A 16,041-nucleotide genomic window follows, 5' to 3' on the forward strand; every position below is an offset into this window, starting at 1 on the left:
ATAACCTATAAAAAATAGGTCAACCAGAAAATTCTGGCTAACCATATAATACGAAATGGCAGATTAGTGGAATAAGAAAAAAGGAAAATTTTATGGTAATATATCTCTTAATAATCATTAAGTATATTGTTAGTAATGGTAATTGGAGGAAATATTATGGAACTCTATAAAGAGAATTATTACTATGTTCTAAGACCATTTAATTATGATTTTGAGGAACAAGCTAATTTCCTAAATATCATCTTAGAAGACGATGAGGTCGTTTTATTTGGATATAAATTGTATGATTTCGATATAACTAAATTAGATGAATTAATAGACGAAAATTTAAAGAGAATTTATGAATCAATGATTGATATGATTGATTCAACTATGCCTCCTGAAGATGAAGAAGAAGAGAACAACGGTAAAGCTGATTTTCTTAATAGAAAAGCAGTATTTTTAAATGAAGAATGGATTTTGGAACATACTCCGAAAATGCGTAATGAGCCTTTGACAACATGGATAAAACCTGAAACAAAAGAAGAGTTTATACGAGCTTTAAAAATAACAACAATGGAACATGAGTTTATGTGTGTATTTATTAAGCAGAATCATGATTTTAACACTTACCGAATTGGAATTAAGCTTGTAGAAGGTGTGGAAAGTAATGAATTAATTTTTGTTGAAAATAAGAATTGCACTTTTCTAAATGAAGTTCTTCCAAAGTTGAAAAAAATCTATAAAAATATTGAAATAAAAAAAGAATAAACTCTAACCTATGCAACTACTATGGGAGAACGAATTAAACTTCCATTCACTGTTGTGAATTCTGGATTAATGGTTGGCTAACGCATGCGTTAGTTCAATAAGTTCTCGAGTCGCTAATACGACTTTTTTTAATTGTTAGAGTTGATGAAGGATTTTTTACTTTTAGATATAATTAATTTAAAAACAAATTAATTTACTGAAATAATTAAAAAAGTGAGGATATAGATGATAGAAGAATTAGATGTTAGATGTCATTTATCTGGAGACAAATTTTCTCCAAGAAAGGTAGAAGAATTAACTGGAGTAAAACTGATTCAGAAAAAAGAAGTAGGAGAAATTGGAACAAAAGGTCCTTTTAAGGGACAACCTATAAAATATGGGTCAGGTGTTCTATGTCCCCCTGAAGGAATAGTGTATTTGGATTATAATAATAAGATTTATTGGGTTGCAAAGACATTATATGATTTTATAGATGATATTAAAAAATGTGGAGTAGAAGATATTGATTTTGTTATAGGTGTATTTTATAAAGAACAATGCAATTTTGCTATAGAAACAGAAGCTCTTAAGTTAATAGGAGAGTTAGGTATACATTTATCAATTAGTTGTTACGAAAACGAATAACTGTTCTTATTGAACTAACGCAGTGCTTTAGTTGAACAACATGATCGGCTCTTTAGCCGATTTTTTTGTGGAACAAAATAGCAGTATATTTACATAAAGGAAAATGGTAAAATCATTGAAATCAAGATAAATTGTTCAAAACTGGAAGCGCTATGGTGGGGAAAATAGGAGAAAGATTTTCCTTAAACCAACTTGATAATTTAGGAGTATAAAATAGTTAAATAATTAGTGAGGTAAATAACTTTATGGAATATCCAATCATGGAACCACCATTTGAAATAAAATCTTTTAGAGAATTAAGTGCTAAAGAATCGAAAGCACTTTTAAATTGGTTTGAGAGTCAAATACCTATACGGCTAGATTTATTACAAAAAGCAATAAAACATACGACCGATGATTCAAATGAATTTCTTGACTTTAGTCCTTTATCATTGATACCATTGTGGCGTTGGTTCTTAGATCAAATTGAAATTAACGAAAAGACACAAGAAGAGATCATCATCGAGAAATTGAATATTCCTGAACAACTTCGAAACATAATTGAAATAGAGACTCAAGATTTAAGTATTGGAACACAAATTCTTGCTATGGATATTGCAATTTATACTGCTGAGGTATTAATAAGAAATAATTCAGAAATAAAATGGGGAAGAATTAGAAAACCCAAGAATTCTATAAATGTAAATCGTCCTGTTCTAATTAGTAATTCGTCTAAGGTGGTCATAAACCCGACTAATCAAATTAGCAATCTGACAGAGCAAATGGTGGAAATTGGAAATACTAACGAAGCAATACTTAAAGAAAAATATGGATCATGGGTTTATTTTTTCAGTAATAACCATTTAAAAGAATATTGAATAACTTTTATTAAATTTTAAAAATGTTGATTATTGTAAAAGAAAAAGGCATTAAATTCAAAATAAAAACAACTATAAATAATCAAAAGTTATGTAACTAACGCAATGCGTTAGTTACATAAGTTCTAAAATTCACTTTACCTCACGATAACCTCTTCGATCATGTCTTTTAACCTATTTTTCGTTTCTATAAATTTAGCTTTTTCTTTGATATTATCCTTTTGTTCCTCATAGTATAATGGTTCTCCTTCAAACCTCGGTATGACGTGCATATGATAATGCGTCAAGTCGTTGAATTTTCCACCGTTTTGGCATATAGTAATACCATCAGGATGAAATAATTTTTTTATTGCCTTTGAAATGGTCATAGATGCTATCATAATAGCATTTGCTATTTCAACATCTAACTCTTCGGTATATAAATAATGCTTTTTCGGAAGAATTAAAGTATGTCCTTCATTAAAAGGTTCGATATCCAAAATGCAACAAACATATTCATTTTCATATACAATATTCACTGTTTCAAGTTGGTTAGACAGTCTGCAACCTAAACATTCTGAGTTTATAATCATAAGTATCTCCTTTAGTAAGTATTCAAAAAACATTTTACCAAAAATATCCACTTACTTAATACTCCTTGTTCAACTAAAGTGCCATTTACTTCAATAAAAAAATGCAATTAAGCAGTTTGGATCTTCAACTATTGCTTGCGTTTGTTGAATTAGAATATCGACGAAACTTTTAAATAAAATTTTTAAAAAATAAGCGAGTGGTGAGATTGAACGCTAATACATTAATGGAATGGGAACAAAAGAATGATGCAAAAAATAGAACTATAAATGGATTTTGGGAAAGTTTTAGGAAATGGCTTAAAGAAGAAAAATACGACTACTTGGACACATTTAAAGGAAAGTTGTACGAAGAATTCATTCAAGTTAAAGAATGTTCTATTGAATTAAAGCATAGTTTTTCTCGTATTGGAGCGTTTGTGTTTTTTACAGTAGATATTTATTACTTTGATAAAGAGATTGGTACATACACTCTTGAATTCGATTTGGATGGAGAAATATTAGATGATTTCTTAGTTTTTGACCATATCCTTTTAGATCATAGAATTTCAGACATAAGACACAACCTAACAACAGTTCGAAAAGCACTAAAAGAGGGAATTGAATTAAATTTAATATCAAATATTACGGGAATCGACCAGCCTTCAATTGAGATTATAAAGAAAAAATATTGTTAAACTAACGCTAGCGATAGTTGCATGAGGTGGACTGCAGCGGTCTAATTTATGATAGCAGACTAGTAAAATACATAAGTAAATATGTTAAAATTAACCATTATGACCGCCAATAGTTGGCGGTTTTTTATTGCTGTTGAAAAAATTTATAAAAAATATCATATTTTTTGTAACAAAAATGACTTTAATCGGATATATAGAGCGAAAGGAGGAAAAGCCTTGGGAGATCTTAATGAAATTTACAATAATTATGCAGAAGTCGTTTTTAAGTATTTGATGTGTCTTTGCCATGATACAGATTTATCAGAAGAATTAACACAAGAAACTTTCTATCAAGCTGTGAGGTCAATTGATAGTTATAATGGTGGATGTAAGATGTCAGTTTGGTTATGTCAAATAGCGAAGCACTCTTACTATAAGTACCTAGAAAAAAACAAGAAGCAACGAAAAGAGATTTACCAAGAGAATTCCATACATACTTCACCTGAAACTGAATTGATAAATTCGGAGGATAAAGTTGCTCTATTCCGAATAATCCACCTACTAGAAGAACCATATAAAGAAGTTTTACTTCTTAGAATTTTAGGAGGACTTAGTTATAAAGAAATTGGTGAAATTCAATTGAAGAATGAAAACTGGGCAAGGGTTACTTTTTATAGGGCTAAAATTAAATTAAGGGAAAGGGGAAAGATGGAGAATGAACAATAAGTGTAATATTGTGAGGGATCTACTACCATCTTATATAGACAATATATGTAGCAAAGAGAGCAATCAGTTTATTGAAGAACATTTAACTACATGTTTAACCTGCGGAAAAATATTAGATACTATGAAATCCGATATCAATATATCCGATGAGATTTATAAAATTGAAAGGTTGGAGACGAAAAAACCGTTTAAAAAAGTATCTGGATTTTTAAACTTCCAGAAGAAATTTACTAATTATATACTTATATTTGCACTCATCTCATTGTTGTTTGGGATTTACTTTCTAGCTAATTCGAATAATGAAATGAAAAAATATAAAGAAGAAGTAAACAAGCTTGGTGTAGTAGAGCAAGAAAAAAAAGCCATTATGAATGATGCAATCAATGTTCTTGGAGACTCTAGTGTTCTTACAAATCAAAAAGAAGAACAACTTCTTAAAGTATTTGAAAAGTATAATGGAAAACTAAATTTGTTGGCTATATTTCCTAATACCAATGTAGAAGATTGGATTAAGGAAAACGCTCTTGTAAGAAATCAACCCACAACAATTTACCCAATTGATTATCAAAAAGCTGCAATTGTAATTGGAAATGAAGGTATTATTGGAAGCAAAGAAAAAATAATCCCAAGTGATTATGATTTAGGAACTGTGGTAATGGAGAACGGTAATTGGGTAGTTCAGTATGAATATAAGACTTCATACGAAAATATCATAGAGAAGTATCATCAATTAAAATATTATGGACCTAATACTTGGAGCTTCTATCAGCTACCCATCTTATTGTTCTCTATTTTTACTGTTCTATGTATTGTTTGGTTATTCTTGAAGAAAAACAATAGTCAGCTTAAAGGTTTATTAGACTAACCCTAAAATCAAATAATCTTATTAAACTATTCGTGCCTTATACTATTTCTTATTAAACTAACTCATGCGTTAGTTTCATAAGGAAAAGCAAAGACCACTTTAATATTTTTGTGGTCTTATTCTTTAGTTCAAAAATCAACAATTTACTTTAACAGAGCCTATATTTTAATAGTAACCGATAGAATATGTAACTAAATTTTTAGAAGGAAACCAACTAAATAGTTAGTTTGTTTTTCTTAATTTTAGTGAGACTGACTTACACAAGCTATTTTACAATTTCAAATTATTGTCTGATAGTGAAGAAATTGTAAGGAGCTAAGTGAAGGATCTGACGAATTTATTACTAATTTTGATATCAGTGTCCACGTTTTTGCTTTAAATATCGATGCTATTCTACAGTTTAAGGCGGATTTTGAAAAATGCTTAGCTAGTCATTGAGTAGAAATACCAATATATTTTCATACTATACGAGAGGAATGATTTCATAATGAATTCATTCTCTTTTTCATTTGGAAAAAAATCAATAATATTTTAACTTATTAGAAGGCTAGTGTATGATAAGTAAATTACTATAAAACTTTAAACTTTTTAAAGTAAAGGAGCGTTTGTTTGTTACAATGTTTTTTTTATATAATGGAACTCTCTAACGAAAGCTGAGTTACTAAAGAAAAATCTTTAACTATCAATTTTAAAATTAATAAGGTGAAATAAATGATTGTAAATACACTAAATGACGTAAATAAGTTAATTGCAGATTGGCAAACTGCAATTGAAGCGGAACGAAATTATTTAAAATTTCATGGTGGGAGAAGTTATACCCTTTCTAAGGGGACTCCACTATACCAAATTGGACAAAGTACAGTTATCTTGTTTACGATTTATGCAGAAATTTTTGTCCCAGAAGGAACGCCTGTTCGAATAAAAATAGAAAATCAAGAGTATCAAGGTGAATTATTGTCATTTAAAGGCTCACAAGTTGAAATTAAAATAAATGAAAGAATTACTTCGACGATTCCATATGCTGAACTTTTTAATGAACCATGGGAGTTACTAGATCAATTAATTGAAAGACTTGAGGAAATAAAAGATTATCGTAGTAAACAAAAAAGAATTATGAAGCTAATGAATGCGAATTCAACTGCTAAACATTTAAGTAAAATGAAGAAAGAAAGTTCAACAAAGCAGGAGTTAATTTATCGTTCATTTTATAATGCCACAACATATATATGGGGACCACCAGGTACAGGGAAATCATACAATTTAACAAATATTATTTTAAAACATTATGAAAAAAATAAGTCAGTTTTAGTAATTGCCCATTCGAATGCTGCAGTAGATGTTTTAATGAAAAATGTAATTCATGAATTAGAAAAGAAAGATACATGGAAAAGTGGAGAGATTGTCCGTTACGGTTATACAAAAGATGAAGTGTTATTACAACACGAAGATGTCCTTTCTTCAAAACTTGTTGAGGTAAATGGAAGCGTAAATCAATATGAGTTAGAAAATTTAGATGAACGAAAGCACTCGATGCTAAGAAAAGCTAGAAGAGGTGCAGCCTCAAAAAAAGAATTAGATGATTTAAGTAAAATTCAAACTAAGTTAAATAAAATTAGAGGGGAAATTCGTGAAAAAGAAAAAGAATTGATTGATCAAGCAAAAGTGATTGGAACTACCTTATCAAAATGTTCAATTGATCCATTAATCTATTTACGCCAGTTCGATTTAGTCATTGTGGATGAAATTAGTATGGCGTATACACCACAAATCGCCTTTGCTTCAACATTAGGGAAACGAATTGTTGTATGTGGAGATTTTAAACAATTACCACCAATTGCTGCAAGCTTTCATAATGAATATGTTAAAAAGTGGTTACAGGAAGATTTATTTCATCATACTGGTATTGTCCAAAAGATAGAGAATGGTGAACCATTATTTAATTTAGTTTTATTGAATCAACAAAGGAGAATGCATCCGTCCATTTCTGGATTTACGAATAATGAAATCTATCATTCATTAGTGTTTGATCATCCATCAGTCAAAAAAAGACAGGAAATCGCAAAACATAAACCATTTCCAATGCAAGCAAATAGTTTAATAAATTCACAATTTCTAAAAACTTATGCTTTAAAAGATTCAAATACAAATTCTAGATATAATTTAGGATCTGCGATTATTGCAATTCAATGTATTCTTTCAAGTATAGTAGATGGGGTCAAGTCAATAGGAATTGTTACGCCATATAGAGCACAGGCAAAGTTACTTACGGCACTCCATAAAGAGATTATCGGGAAAACAAAATATCGGGAATTACCAATACAAATCGCAACAGTTCACCGATTTCAAGGAGCAGAGTGCGACGTAATTATTTTTGATTCAGTTGATACCAAACCACAATATTCTCCTGGATTACTACTAACAGACCAAAACAGTGAAAGATTAATTAATGTTGCTTTAACTAGAGCGCGAGGTAAATTTATTCATATTGCAGATATTCCATTTATAAAAAGTAAAACAAATTCAAAAATGACAATTAATAAGTTAATTCAATTCCAAATGGAAAATGAATACAAGGTAAGTAAAGAAGCGTTTGAAATGGTTTTTGCAAAGAGTATATCCAAAAGGTTAAGACTGTTTTCAAATGATTCAATGGACCTAATAAATGAAATAGTAAATGATATTAAAAATGCGAATAAAAAAATTATTGTCTCCATGCCAAATTTATCTGAGATGTCTGTGGATATTCGAAAACTTATTAATGAAGTTGAGATACCTATTCTTTTTATAAGTGAATCTCATTTTGAAAATCAAAAAAATAGAAGTTTTATTAAAAAAGATCAAGTTCAACCTTTTATTATGATTGACAATGAAATTATATGGTATGGAATTCCTTTGTCACAGGTCAGTTTAAACCAATCAAATAACTCTGCGAGATTAAATTGTCCTTTAACGTGTCAAATATTAAAAGGATTTATCGACTTTTAAAAATTACGTAGAAACTATTCTATGTTATTTCATGCTGAAAAACTACCTTGTTAATTAATTATCAAATTTTCGTAAAAGGAGTAGAGTGATGTTGATTTCCATTACAGGTTGCTAGCTTTGCATAGGGCGAGATTCTTTCGCCTCCTCGGCAAAGTCTGCGGGGTCTTTAGCCTTCCCGCTAATCCCATAGGAGTCGAGCACCCCTCCATTCCAAACAACTTATTCATCAAAAAATGACTGCGAAAATTCTAATCAAATAGCCTTTACTTAGTGAAAACTACCTGTTTTATATTAATCAGTAGATCAATTAATATCGATCATATAGTAAACTAACCAATCAAATTTGTTTTCTAAAAAAGCTCATTCTAATTTTATATTCTAAAAAAAATCATTTCTAGTATTATTAAATTAATGAAATTGCTCTAACATACTCTTTCAAAACCATTTAATGGTCATTCAAAAAATGCTATTTATCAAAATTAAATGTTCCATTAAAGTCTGTTTTCCTATTGACTTAATATTTCAACACTCTGAAGTTACATAGAAAGTATTCTATGTAATTTTTTTTATTCTTATTAAATAATGTATTGCATAAATTAATAATAAAATGCTACGGGATAGGTGAATAAATGGTCGATCGATCGGTTTTTTCTAAATTGTCTATGCCTTGTGCTTTTTTAGATTGGGATGCTTTTGTTCAAAATGTGGATGAGATTGCAGCTAAATCAAACGGTAAGAAAATAAGAATTGCTACAAAATCAATTCGAAGTGTACAAGTTTTAAAATATATTTTAGAGAGCAATGATTGTTATGAGGGATTAATGAGTTATAACCCCCATGAAGCGGATTTCCTTGCTGAAAGTGGATTTGATAATTTGTTAATAGGTTATCCAACAGTTGATGTAATCGGTTTAAATAAAATTGCATTACAAATAAAAAAGGGTAAAAAAATCATTTGTATGGTGGACCAGACTGAACAAATTAGTATGATTGAAAAGATTGCAGCCAAAAATGAGATTGTTATTCCACTTTGTATCGATATAGATATGAGTACATCATATTTTGGTTTTCATTTTGGAGTTAGAAGATCACCAATCAAAGAACCTAGAGATTTAGTACCGCTACTAACCCATATTTTACAATCCTTGAACGTCCGATTAGAAGGAATTATGGGATATGAGGCACAAATTGCGGGTGTTGGTGATGATGCTAAAAATAAGTTTATTAAAAATAAAATAATACAGTTTTTAAAGAAGAAATCATTAGGTGAAATAGCGAAAAAACGAAGAGAAATTGTTAAATACATTGAAAAAGATGGCTACCAACTTGAATTTGTAAATGGTGGAGGTACTGGAAGTCTTCATTTGACGACAAAGGAAAAAGTGGTTACTGAAGTAACGGTAGGTTCAGGATTTTACGCTCCAACATTATTTGATGATTACAGAAGTTTTCAATATCAACCAGCCATAGGCTTTGCTTTACCAATCATTCGAAAACCAGCAGATAAGATTTTTACATGCACAAGTGGAGGGTTTATCGCTTCAGGTGCTGTAGGAAAAGAAAAATTACCAACTCCATATTCCCCAGATCATTGTACTTTATTGCCACTAGAAGGTGCTGGTGAAGTTCAAACCCCAGTTTTTTATTCAGGTCGTGAAGAATTAAAAATAGGAGAAGCAATTTTATTTAGACCAAGTAAGTCTGGTGAAATTGCTGAGCGTTTTTCTCATTTATATATAGTAAGTAAAAATAAGATTATCGACAGGTTCACAACATACAGAGGAGATAGGGGGTGCTTCCTATGAAAAGTATGTTATGGAGAAACTGGTCTGGAAGTGTAAAGTTTAAACCGAATGAAGTATTGTATCCTTCATCGATTGAAGAAGTTGTCAACCTCGTTAAAAAAGCTAACTCTGAAAATAAGAAAATAAGAGTAGTAGGTTCAAGTCACTCATTTACTCCACTAATTTCAACAAACGACTATCTAATGTCACTAGATCATTTAAATGGTGTTATTTCAATCAACAAAGAGGCACAAATTGCCGAAGTTTGGGCTGGAACTAAGCTTGAGCAATTAGGAAATGAATTATATGAATCAGGTTTTTCGCAAGAAAATTTAGGTGATATAAATGTTCAATCGATTGCAGGAGCATTTTTAACAGGTACGCATGGCACAGGAATTGATCACGGAATTTTATCTACCCAAATCGAAGAGATGACAGTAGTTTTACCATCAGGTGATCTGATCGATTGTTCAAAGACAAAAAATACAGATATTTATAGGGCAATTGGCGTATCATTAGGTCTACTTGGCATCGTAGTTAAATTTAAAATTAGGATAAAGCCTGCTAAAACGTATCGTTATGAGAGTAAAAAAGTGATAATTGATGAAGTTTATCGTAATCTAAAAAATTTGAAAAAAGAAAATGAACATTTTGAGTTTTACTTATTCCCTTATTCTGATCATGCTCAAGTAAAAATAATGAATGAAACTAGAACGAAGAATCATTCATTTAAATTTGAGAAATGGAAGGTAGCAACCATTGAAAATAAAGCATTCTGGTTATTAAGTGAATTTAGTAGAAACTTTCCAAAAAGTAGTTCTCAAATTAGTAAAATAAGTGGTAGAAGTGTTCCAAATTCTAGAATGGTCGGACCGAGCCATAAAATATTTTCAACAACTCGAAACGTAAAATTCAACGAAATGGAATACAGTATTCCAGCTGAATATATGAATGACGCGACCTTAGAAATTCAAGAAGAAATTAAAAATAAACGTTTTAACGTCCATTTTCCGATCGAATGTCGTTTCGTAAAAGGAGATCATTTTTTAATAAGTCCTGCTTCTATGCGTGATTCAGCGTATATTGCAATCCATATGTATAAAGGAATGCCTCATCAAGACTATTTTAATAGAATAGAAGAAATTCTTCAAAGCTATAATGGCAGACCACATTGGGGAAAAATGCATTCAATGAAATTAGAAAAACTAAATCACATGTATCCATCATTATCTAACTTTCTTACTATTCGAAGGCAATTAGATAAGAATAATATTTTTGTAAATGCTTATTTAGCGAAATTATTTAAGATTGAATAAAAGTTTTTGGTTAGATGACTTGCTATTAAATAATTTGATAGTTTCAGCTGTAATATCCTAATTATATAAGAGGTTAAATTAAAAAGGACGAACATTAAGTGAATTTATTTGGAAAACTCGCTCTAAATAATAGGTACTTTTAAAATGACTGAACAAGCTTCAGTCATTTTTTTATGAAAATCTAATTGAAAATATTTATCAATTGTATTATGATATGTAATGAGAAAAGTTATCAATATCAATTACATATATATAATTTAGATTTTTCGGGGGTATTTTCATGAAGAAACAAACTACTATGATCGCAATTTCTCTTGCTACAAGTTTAATGATGGCAGGTTGTGCACAAAAAACTGAAGAAGCAAGTAACGTAAAAAAAGAACCAAAAGTAGAAGCAAAAATAAATTTAGATTCAGAGATTAATAATTATAGAGATTTCGTTGTATCTCAAACGGAAGAGTTCGTTTCAAATACACAGAAATTCGTTGATGCAATTAATGCAGGAAACATGGCAGAAGCAAAACGTTTATATCCAATTAGCCGTTCTTATTACGAAAGAATTGAACCAGTAGCAGAATCATTTGGCGATTTGGATCCAAAAATTGATGCACGTGAAGGTGATGTACCTGCTAACGAGTGGACTGGTTTCCATAAAATTGAGCAAGTTCTTTGGGTTCAAAATACGACAAAAGGTCTTGAAAAATATACAGAACAACTAATGAAGGATGCTAACTACTTAAGGGCAAAAGTAGAAACGGCTGAAATTGATCCTGTATTATTTGTAACTGGTCCTGTAGAGTTATTAAATGAAGTTTCATCTTCAAAGGTTACAGGTGAAGAAGAACGATATTCACATACTGATTTAGCTGATTTTGCTGCTAACGTGGAAGGTTCAGATAAAATCGTTCAATTATTATCAGAAAAACTAAAAGCAAAAGATGCTGAATTAGCTTCAACAATTGAAACTAGATTCAATGATTTAATGACAACATTAAATACTTATAAAAAGGGTGACGGGTACGTTAATTACAAACAGTTAAAAGAAGATGAAGTAAAAAAATTGGCTCAACAAGTTGATGCATTAGCAGAACCGATTTCTCAAGTTGGGTCAACATTAGGGGTTAAATAATATGAAAAAATTAGAAACAAATAAAGTTTCTAGAAGAGATGCATTAAAACTTATTGGAGTTGGTGGAGCTGGTATACTTATTGGTGCAACTGGAATTGAAGCAGCTACTGAAAAAGTAACTAATTTCTTTTCTCCAGCTAAAGCGGATGCAAGTGAAATTCTTCCGTTTTATGGTAAAAAGCAGCAAGGTATTACAACTCCTGCTCAAGATTTTATATATTTGGCATCATTTAAACTAGAAACTACTTCAAAAGCAGATGTGAAAACGATGTTTAAAAAATGGACTGAAGCAGCAGCTTTAATGAGTGAAGGTAAAGAAATAGGTGATTCTGATTTTCCTTCATCACCACCAATTGATACGGGGGAGGCAACAGGTTTACAACCAATGAAGCTTACGTTTACATTTGGAGTTGGCCCTTCATTTTTTGACCGATTATCAATTCAATCAAGTAAGCCTTCTGGGTTAAATGATTTGCCACATTTCCCTGGTGATGATTTAAGAGAAGAATGGAACGGTGGGGACATCGTAGTTCAAGTTTGTGCAAACGACCAACAAGTTGCTTTTCATGGTGTAAGAAACTTGATTCGAATTGGGCGTGGAACTGTTAGTTTAAAATGGATGCAGCACGGCTTCCAACGCTCATCTGGAGCGGATCCGTCTGGTAGTACACCTAGGAACCTAATGGGTTTTAAAGATGGTACTGGAAATCCAGATACAAAAGATGAAAAAGAAATGAATACACATGTTTGGGTACAAAATGGGGATGGTCCAGCTTGGCTAACAGGTGGTTCTTATCTAGTTGCAAGACGTATTCGTATCCGTGTTGAGGAATGGGATCGTAGTTCATTACTAGATCAAGAACGAACATTCGGTCGTCACAGAGCATCCGGTGCACCAATTGGAGAAAGTAATGAATTTGCTAAAATAGATTTAAAGAAAACAGATGATAATGGGAAATTATTGATTCCTGCCAATTCACATGTTGCCTTAGCAAGAGGCAAAGGTGAAATTAAAATCTTAAGAAGATCTTATTCTTATACTGACGGACTTGATATCCAAACAGGAAAATTAGATGCCGGCTTACTATTTGTCAGTTTCCAAAGAGACTTAGAAAAACAATTTATTCCTTTACAAGATAAATTAGCAAAAATGGATTTATTGAACGAATACATTGAGCATAATGGTAGTGCAGTATTTGCATGTTTCCCAGGTATTAAGCATGGAAGCTATATTGGGGAAGGATTACTTTAGGTGAATTGAATGAAAAAAAATATACTTTTATTAGCTAGTTTACTATTTTTTAGTTTACTAATTAGTCCGTTTCATAAAACTTTTGCTGAAACTGATCTTCAAGAACAAGTACTTTCACATATTGGTAACTCATTAACAGAAGTTAAAAATGGTGAAAAAGATAAAGTGAAATCAGATTTATTAGCGATTAAAGAATTAATAAAAAATGAGAAAAAAACTTCGAAATTAACTAAACTCGTTGACCAAGCGATTAAAGATATTGATCAAAATGAACTTGCAACAGTAAAAGATGATCTTCGCGGCATAGCTTTTGAAACAGAAAAGTGGATTGAAAATACGAATGATAAAAAAGATCTTTCTCAAATTAATCTGACTAAACTAGTATCTCATTTAAATAATGTTAAAACGTTATCAAATGAATCGAACTGGGAAAAAGCACAATCAGAATATAAGCTTTTTGAAATTGAATGGTCTAAAGTAGAAAATGATATTAGAAAAGCAAACAGTAGTTTTTATGGTTCAATCGAATCAAGTATGATTACTTCAAGGTCAACTTTGTTTACTGAAAATCCTTCAATTACTAAAGTAAATGATTCTTTTACTAAATTAATTGATGTATTGAATAATCCAAGTAGTGATTCAACAAAAGAAGTAAGTATTGAAAAAGCAATTAAACTTCTAAATCAAACAATCAATTATGTAGAATCAAATGATACAGAGAAAGCACAAACTTCATTCAATGAATTCATTCAAGATTGGCCATATGTTGAAGTAATGGTTCAATCGAATTCTATGGAATTATATAAGAAGATTGAAAATGATACATCCATTGCATTAACTCAGTTAACAGAAAAACCTAAATCTGCAACAACAATGAAAACATTAAAAAAAATTCAAAACAATTTAAACTTAGCTACGAAGAAAACATCTTATACGATGTTTGATGCAGGGACAATTGTATTCCGTGAAGGTTTAGAGGCATTAATTATTATTTCTGCTTTACTAGCATTAGTGTCAAGAGGTAAACAACAATCTGCACGTAAGTGGATCTTCGTTGGTGGTACTTTTGGTATCCTAGCTAGTTTAGTAGCAGGATTGTTATTCCAGTTCTTATTATCAAAAATCTCAGCTGGAATTAGTAATCAATTGATTGAAGGGATTTCTGGTCTTATTGCAGTTGTTTTCATGTTAACAGTTGGGTTATGGTTACATAAACAATCTCGTCAACAAGAATATGGAAGTAAGATGAAAGAGAAAGCAAATGCCGCAATTGCTGGTGGAGGAATACTTTCATTAAGCTTACTGTCATTTTTTGCAGTATTTAGAGAAGGTGCCGAAACGGTCGTGTTTTATATTGGTATGAGTTCTTCAATTACTGCAAAAGAATTGATTACTGGTTTTGCAGGTGGAATCATTATACTTGTTATAATTGGAATATTCATTTTAAAAGGAAGCAAATTTATTCCTTTAAAGCCGTTTTTTACAATCGCAAGTCTATGTATTTATTATTTAACGTTTAAATTCATTGGCCAAAGTATTCATGCATTACAAGGAATCGGTTATTTACCTGACCATATGAGTACTATGTTTCCAACGATACCTAAACTAGGGATTTATCCTTCCCTAGAAAGTATCATTCCACAACTAATATTATTCCTATTTGTCATTTGGTTGTTCGTTGGAACAAGAATTAAAAACAATAATAAATCAATTGCTGCTTAAATTAGTTTAAGAAAACAGACATAATTGTCATTCATATAGACAATTTATGTCTGTTTTTTTATCGTCTTTTCAGCTTAGTAATCGTCGAATCTGATTGACGGAAATCATTTCATAAAAAATTGGAAAATTATGAGCTAAAATATTTAAAAATTCTTTTAAAAGAGATAAGATAAGATTAAAGAAATATGAGGGTTTTATATAATAATATTATGTAAACTAGGTAATGTAAGGAGGATTTAAAATGATTCAAAAAGCTACATTTGCAGGTGGTTGTTTTTGGTGTATGGTAACACCGTTTGAGGATTTACCTGGTATACATGGTATTGTTTCAGGTTATATGGGTGGGGAATTAGAAAATCCTACGTATGAAGAGGTTAAAAAGGGGACTACTGGTCATTATGAAGTAGTTCAAATTACTTTTGACGATGAATTATTCTCATACAAAAAACTATTAGAATTATTTTGGCCACAAATTGACCCAACAGATCCAGACGGCCAATTCCAAGATAGAGGTTCACAATACCGAGCTGCAATCTTTGTTCATAATGATTCACAGCTTAAGGAAGCAATGGAATCAAAAGAAAAATTAATTGAAAGTAATATTTTTAAGAAACCGATCGTAACTGAAATATTACAAGCAACTACTTTTTTTGAGGCTGAAGAATATCACCAAGACTATCATAAAAAAAATCCAAAACACTATAAAGAAGATCGAGCGATGTCTGGAAGAGACGAATTTATTGAATCAAATTGGAAAAAGAAGTAGGCAAAGGACGAATAGAAGCTCCATTAGAGCTTCTATTATT

General features: G+C 30.6%; 14 protein-coding genes. 13 read left to right on the plus strand and 1 reads right to left on the minus strand.

Annotation, left to right across the window (positions count from 1 at the left end; translation table 11 throughout):
• Positions 1-156 precede the first annotated feature (156 nt).
• From RAH41_RS19340 to RAH41_RS19350, 3 genes are all read left to right on the plus strand, one after another.
• Positions 157-750 carry a hypothetical protein gene (locus RAH41_RS19340; protein WP_331224849.1) on the plus strand — a complete coding sequence of 198 codons (594 nt, stop codon included), beginning with the start codon at positions 157-159 and terminating at the stop codon, positions 748-750.
• A 225-nt stretch (positions 751-975) separates the two neighbouring features.
• The gene (locus tag RAH41_RS19345) at positions 976-1,374 is read left to right on the plus strand and encodes a hypothetical protein (protein WP_331224851.1); all 399 of its coding nucleotides are present in this window, start codon (positions 976-978) and stop codon (positions 1,372-1,374) included.
• A 245-nt stretch (positions 1,375-1,619) separates the two neighbouring features.
• Positions 1,620-2,231: a hypothetical protein gene (locus tag RAH41_RS19350; RefSeq protein ID WP_331224853.1), complete on the plus strand. Its 612-nt coding sequence runs from the start codon at positions 1,620-1,622 to the stop codon at positions 2,229-2,231.
• Between the two features lie 137 nt (positions 2,232-2,368).
• On the opposite strand, the gene RAH41_RS19355 is transcribed toward RAH41_RS19350, so the two are convergent.
• On the minus strand, positions 2,369-2,803 hold the full coding sequence (locus tag RAH41_RS19355) for an HIT family protein (RefSeq protein ID WP_331224982.1): 435 nt from the start codon (positions 2,801-2,803) through the stop codon (positions 2,369-2,371).
• Positions 2,804-3,009: 206 nt separating this feature from the next.
• Here RAH41_RS19355 and RAH41_RS19360 point away from each other — a divergent pair, with 206 nt between their 5' ends.
• From RAH41_RS19360 to msrA, 10 genes are all read left to right on the plus strand, one after another.
• The gene (locus RAH41_RS19360) at positions 3,010-3,477 is read left to right on the plus strand and encodes a hypothetical protein (RefSeq protein ID WP_331224855.1); all 468 of its coding nucleotides are present in this window, start codon (positions 3,010-3,012) and stop codon (positions 3,475-3,477) included.
• Positions 3,478-3,693: 216 nt separating this feature from the next.
• Complete coding sequence (locus tag RAH41_RS19365) at positions 3,694-4,182, plus strand: sigma-70 family RNA polymerase sigma factor (protein ID WP_331224856.1); 489 nt, start codon at positions 3,694-3,696, stop codon at positions 4,180-4,182.
• Positions 4,172-5,047, plus strand: coding sequence for a zf-HC2 domain-containing protein (locus RAH41_RS19370; protein ID WP_331224857.1), 876 nt, complete (start codon positions 4,172-4,174; stop codon positions 5,045-5,047). The genes RAH41_RS19365 and RAH41_RS19370 overlap by 11 nt, the downstream gene beginning before the upstream one ends.
• A 711-nt stretch (positions 5,048-5,758) precedes the next feature.
• On the plus strand, positions 5,759-8,032 hold the full coding sequence (locus tag RAH41_RS19375; RefSeq protein WP_331224859.1) for an AAA domain-containing protein: 2,274 nt from the start codon (positions 5,759-5,761) through the stop codon (positions 8,030-8,032).
• Positions 8,033-8,661: 629 nt separating this feature from the next.
• Complete coding sequence (locus RAH41_RS19380) at positions 8,662-9,837, plus strand: alanine racemase (protein WP_331224860.1); 1,176 nt, start codon at positions 8,662-8,664, stop codon at positions 9,835-9,837.
• Positions 9,825-11,132, plus strand: coding sequence for a D-arabinono-1,4-lactone oxidase (locus RAH41_RS19385; RefSeq protein WP_331224861.1), 1,308 nt, complete (start codon positions 9,825-9,827; stop codon positions 11,130-11,132). Before RAH41_RS19380 ends, RAH41_RS19385 begins: the two co-directional genes overlap by 13 nt.
• Positions 11,133-11,412: 280 nt before the next feature.
• On the plus strand, positions 11,413-12,261 hold the full coding sequence (gene efeO / locus RAH41_RS19390) for an iron uptake system protein EfeO (protein WP_331224863.1): 849 nt from the start codon (positions 11,413-11,415) through the stop codon (positions 12,259-12,261).
• Position 12,262: 1 nt separating this feature from the next.
• Positions 12,263-13,513, plus strand: a complete 1,251-nt coding sequence (efeB, locus tag RAH41_RS19395; protein WP_331224864.1) for an iron uptake transporter deferrochelatase/peroxidase subunit — start codon at positions 12,263-12,265, stop codon at positions 13,511-13,513.
• 9 nt (positions 13,514-13,522) lie between these two features.
• On the plus strand, positions 13,523-15,235 hold the full coding sequence (locus tag RAH41_RS19400) for an FTR1 family protein (RefSeq protein WP_331224865.1): 1,713 nt from the start codon (positions 13,523-13,525) through the stop codon (positions 15,233-15,235).
• Positions 15,236-15,479: 244 nt separating this feature from the next.
• Entirely contained in the window at positions 15,480-16,001 is a 522-nt protein-coding gene (gene msrA / locus RAH41_RS19405) for a peptide-methionine (S)-S-oxide reductase MsrA (protein WP_331224984.1), read from the plus strand.
• The last annotated feature ends 40 nt before the right edge of the window (positions 16,002-16,041 follow it).

This window comes from Gottfriedia acidiceleris, assembly GCF_036421055.1.
Taxonomy (GTDB): Bacteria; Bacillota; Bacilli; order Bacillales; family Bacillaceae_G; genus Gottfriedia; species Gottfriedia acidiceleris_C.

Coding starts and splice junctions, on each gene's coding strand:
- RAH41_RS19340 (WP_331224849.1), top strand. CDS start 157: ATGGAACTCTATAAAGAGAATTATTACTATGTTCTAAGACCATTTAAT.
- RAH41_RS19345 (WP_331224851.1), top strand. CDS start 976: ATGATAGAAGAATTAGATGTTAGATGTCATTTATCTGGAGACAAATTT.
- RAH41_RS19350 (WP_331224853.1), top strand. CDS start 1,620: ATGGAATATCCAATCATGGAACCACCATTTGAAATAAAATCTTTTAGA.
- RAH41_RS19355 (WP_331224982.1), bottom strand. CDS start 2,803: ATGATTATAAACTCAGAATGTTTAGGTTGCAGACTGTCTAACCAACTT.
- RAH41_RS19370 (WP_331224857.1), top strand. CDS start 4,172: ATGAACAATAAGTGTAATATTGTGAGGGATCTACTACCATCTTATATA.
- RAH41_RS19375 (WP_331224859.1), top strand. CDS start 5,759: ATGATTGTAAATACACTAAATGACGTAAATAAGTTAATTGCAGATTGG.
- RAH41_RS19380 (WP_331224860.1), top strand. CDS start 8,662: ATGGTCGATCGATCGGTTTTTTCTAAATTGTCTATGCCTTGTGCTTTT.
- efeO (WP_331224863.1), top strand. CDS start 11,413: ATGAAGAAACAAACTACTATGATCGCAATTTCTCTTGCTACAAGTTTA.
- efeB (WP_331224864.1), top strand. CDS start 12,263: ATGAAAAAATTAGAAACAAATAAAGTTTCTAGAAGAGATGCATTAAAA.
- RAH41_RS19400 (WP_331224865.1), top strand. CDS start 13,523: ATGAAAAAAAATATACTTTTATTAGCTAGTTTACTATTTTTTAGTTTA.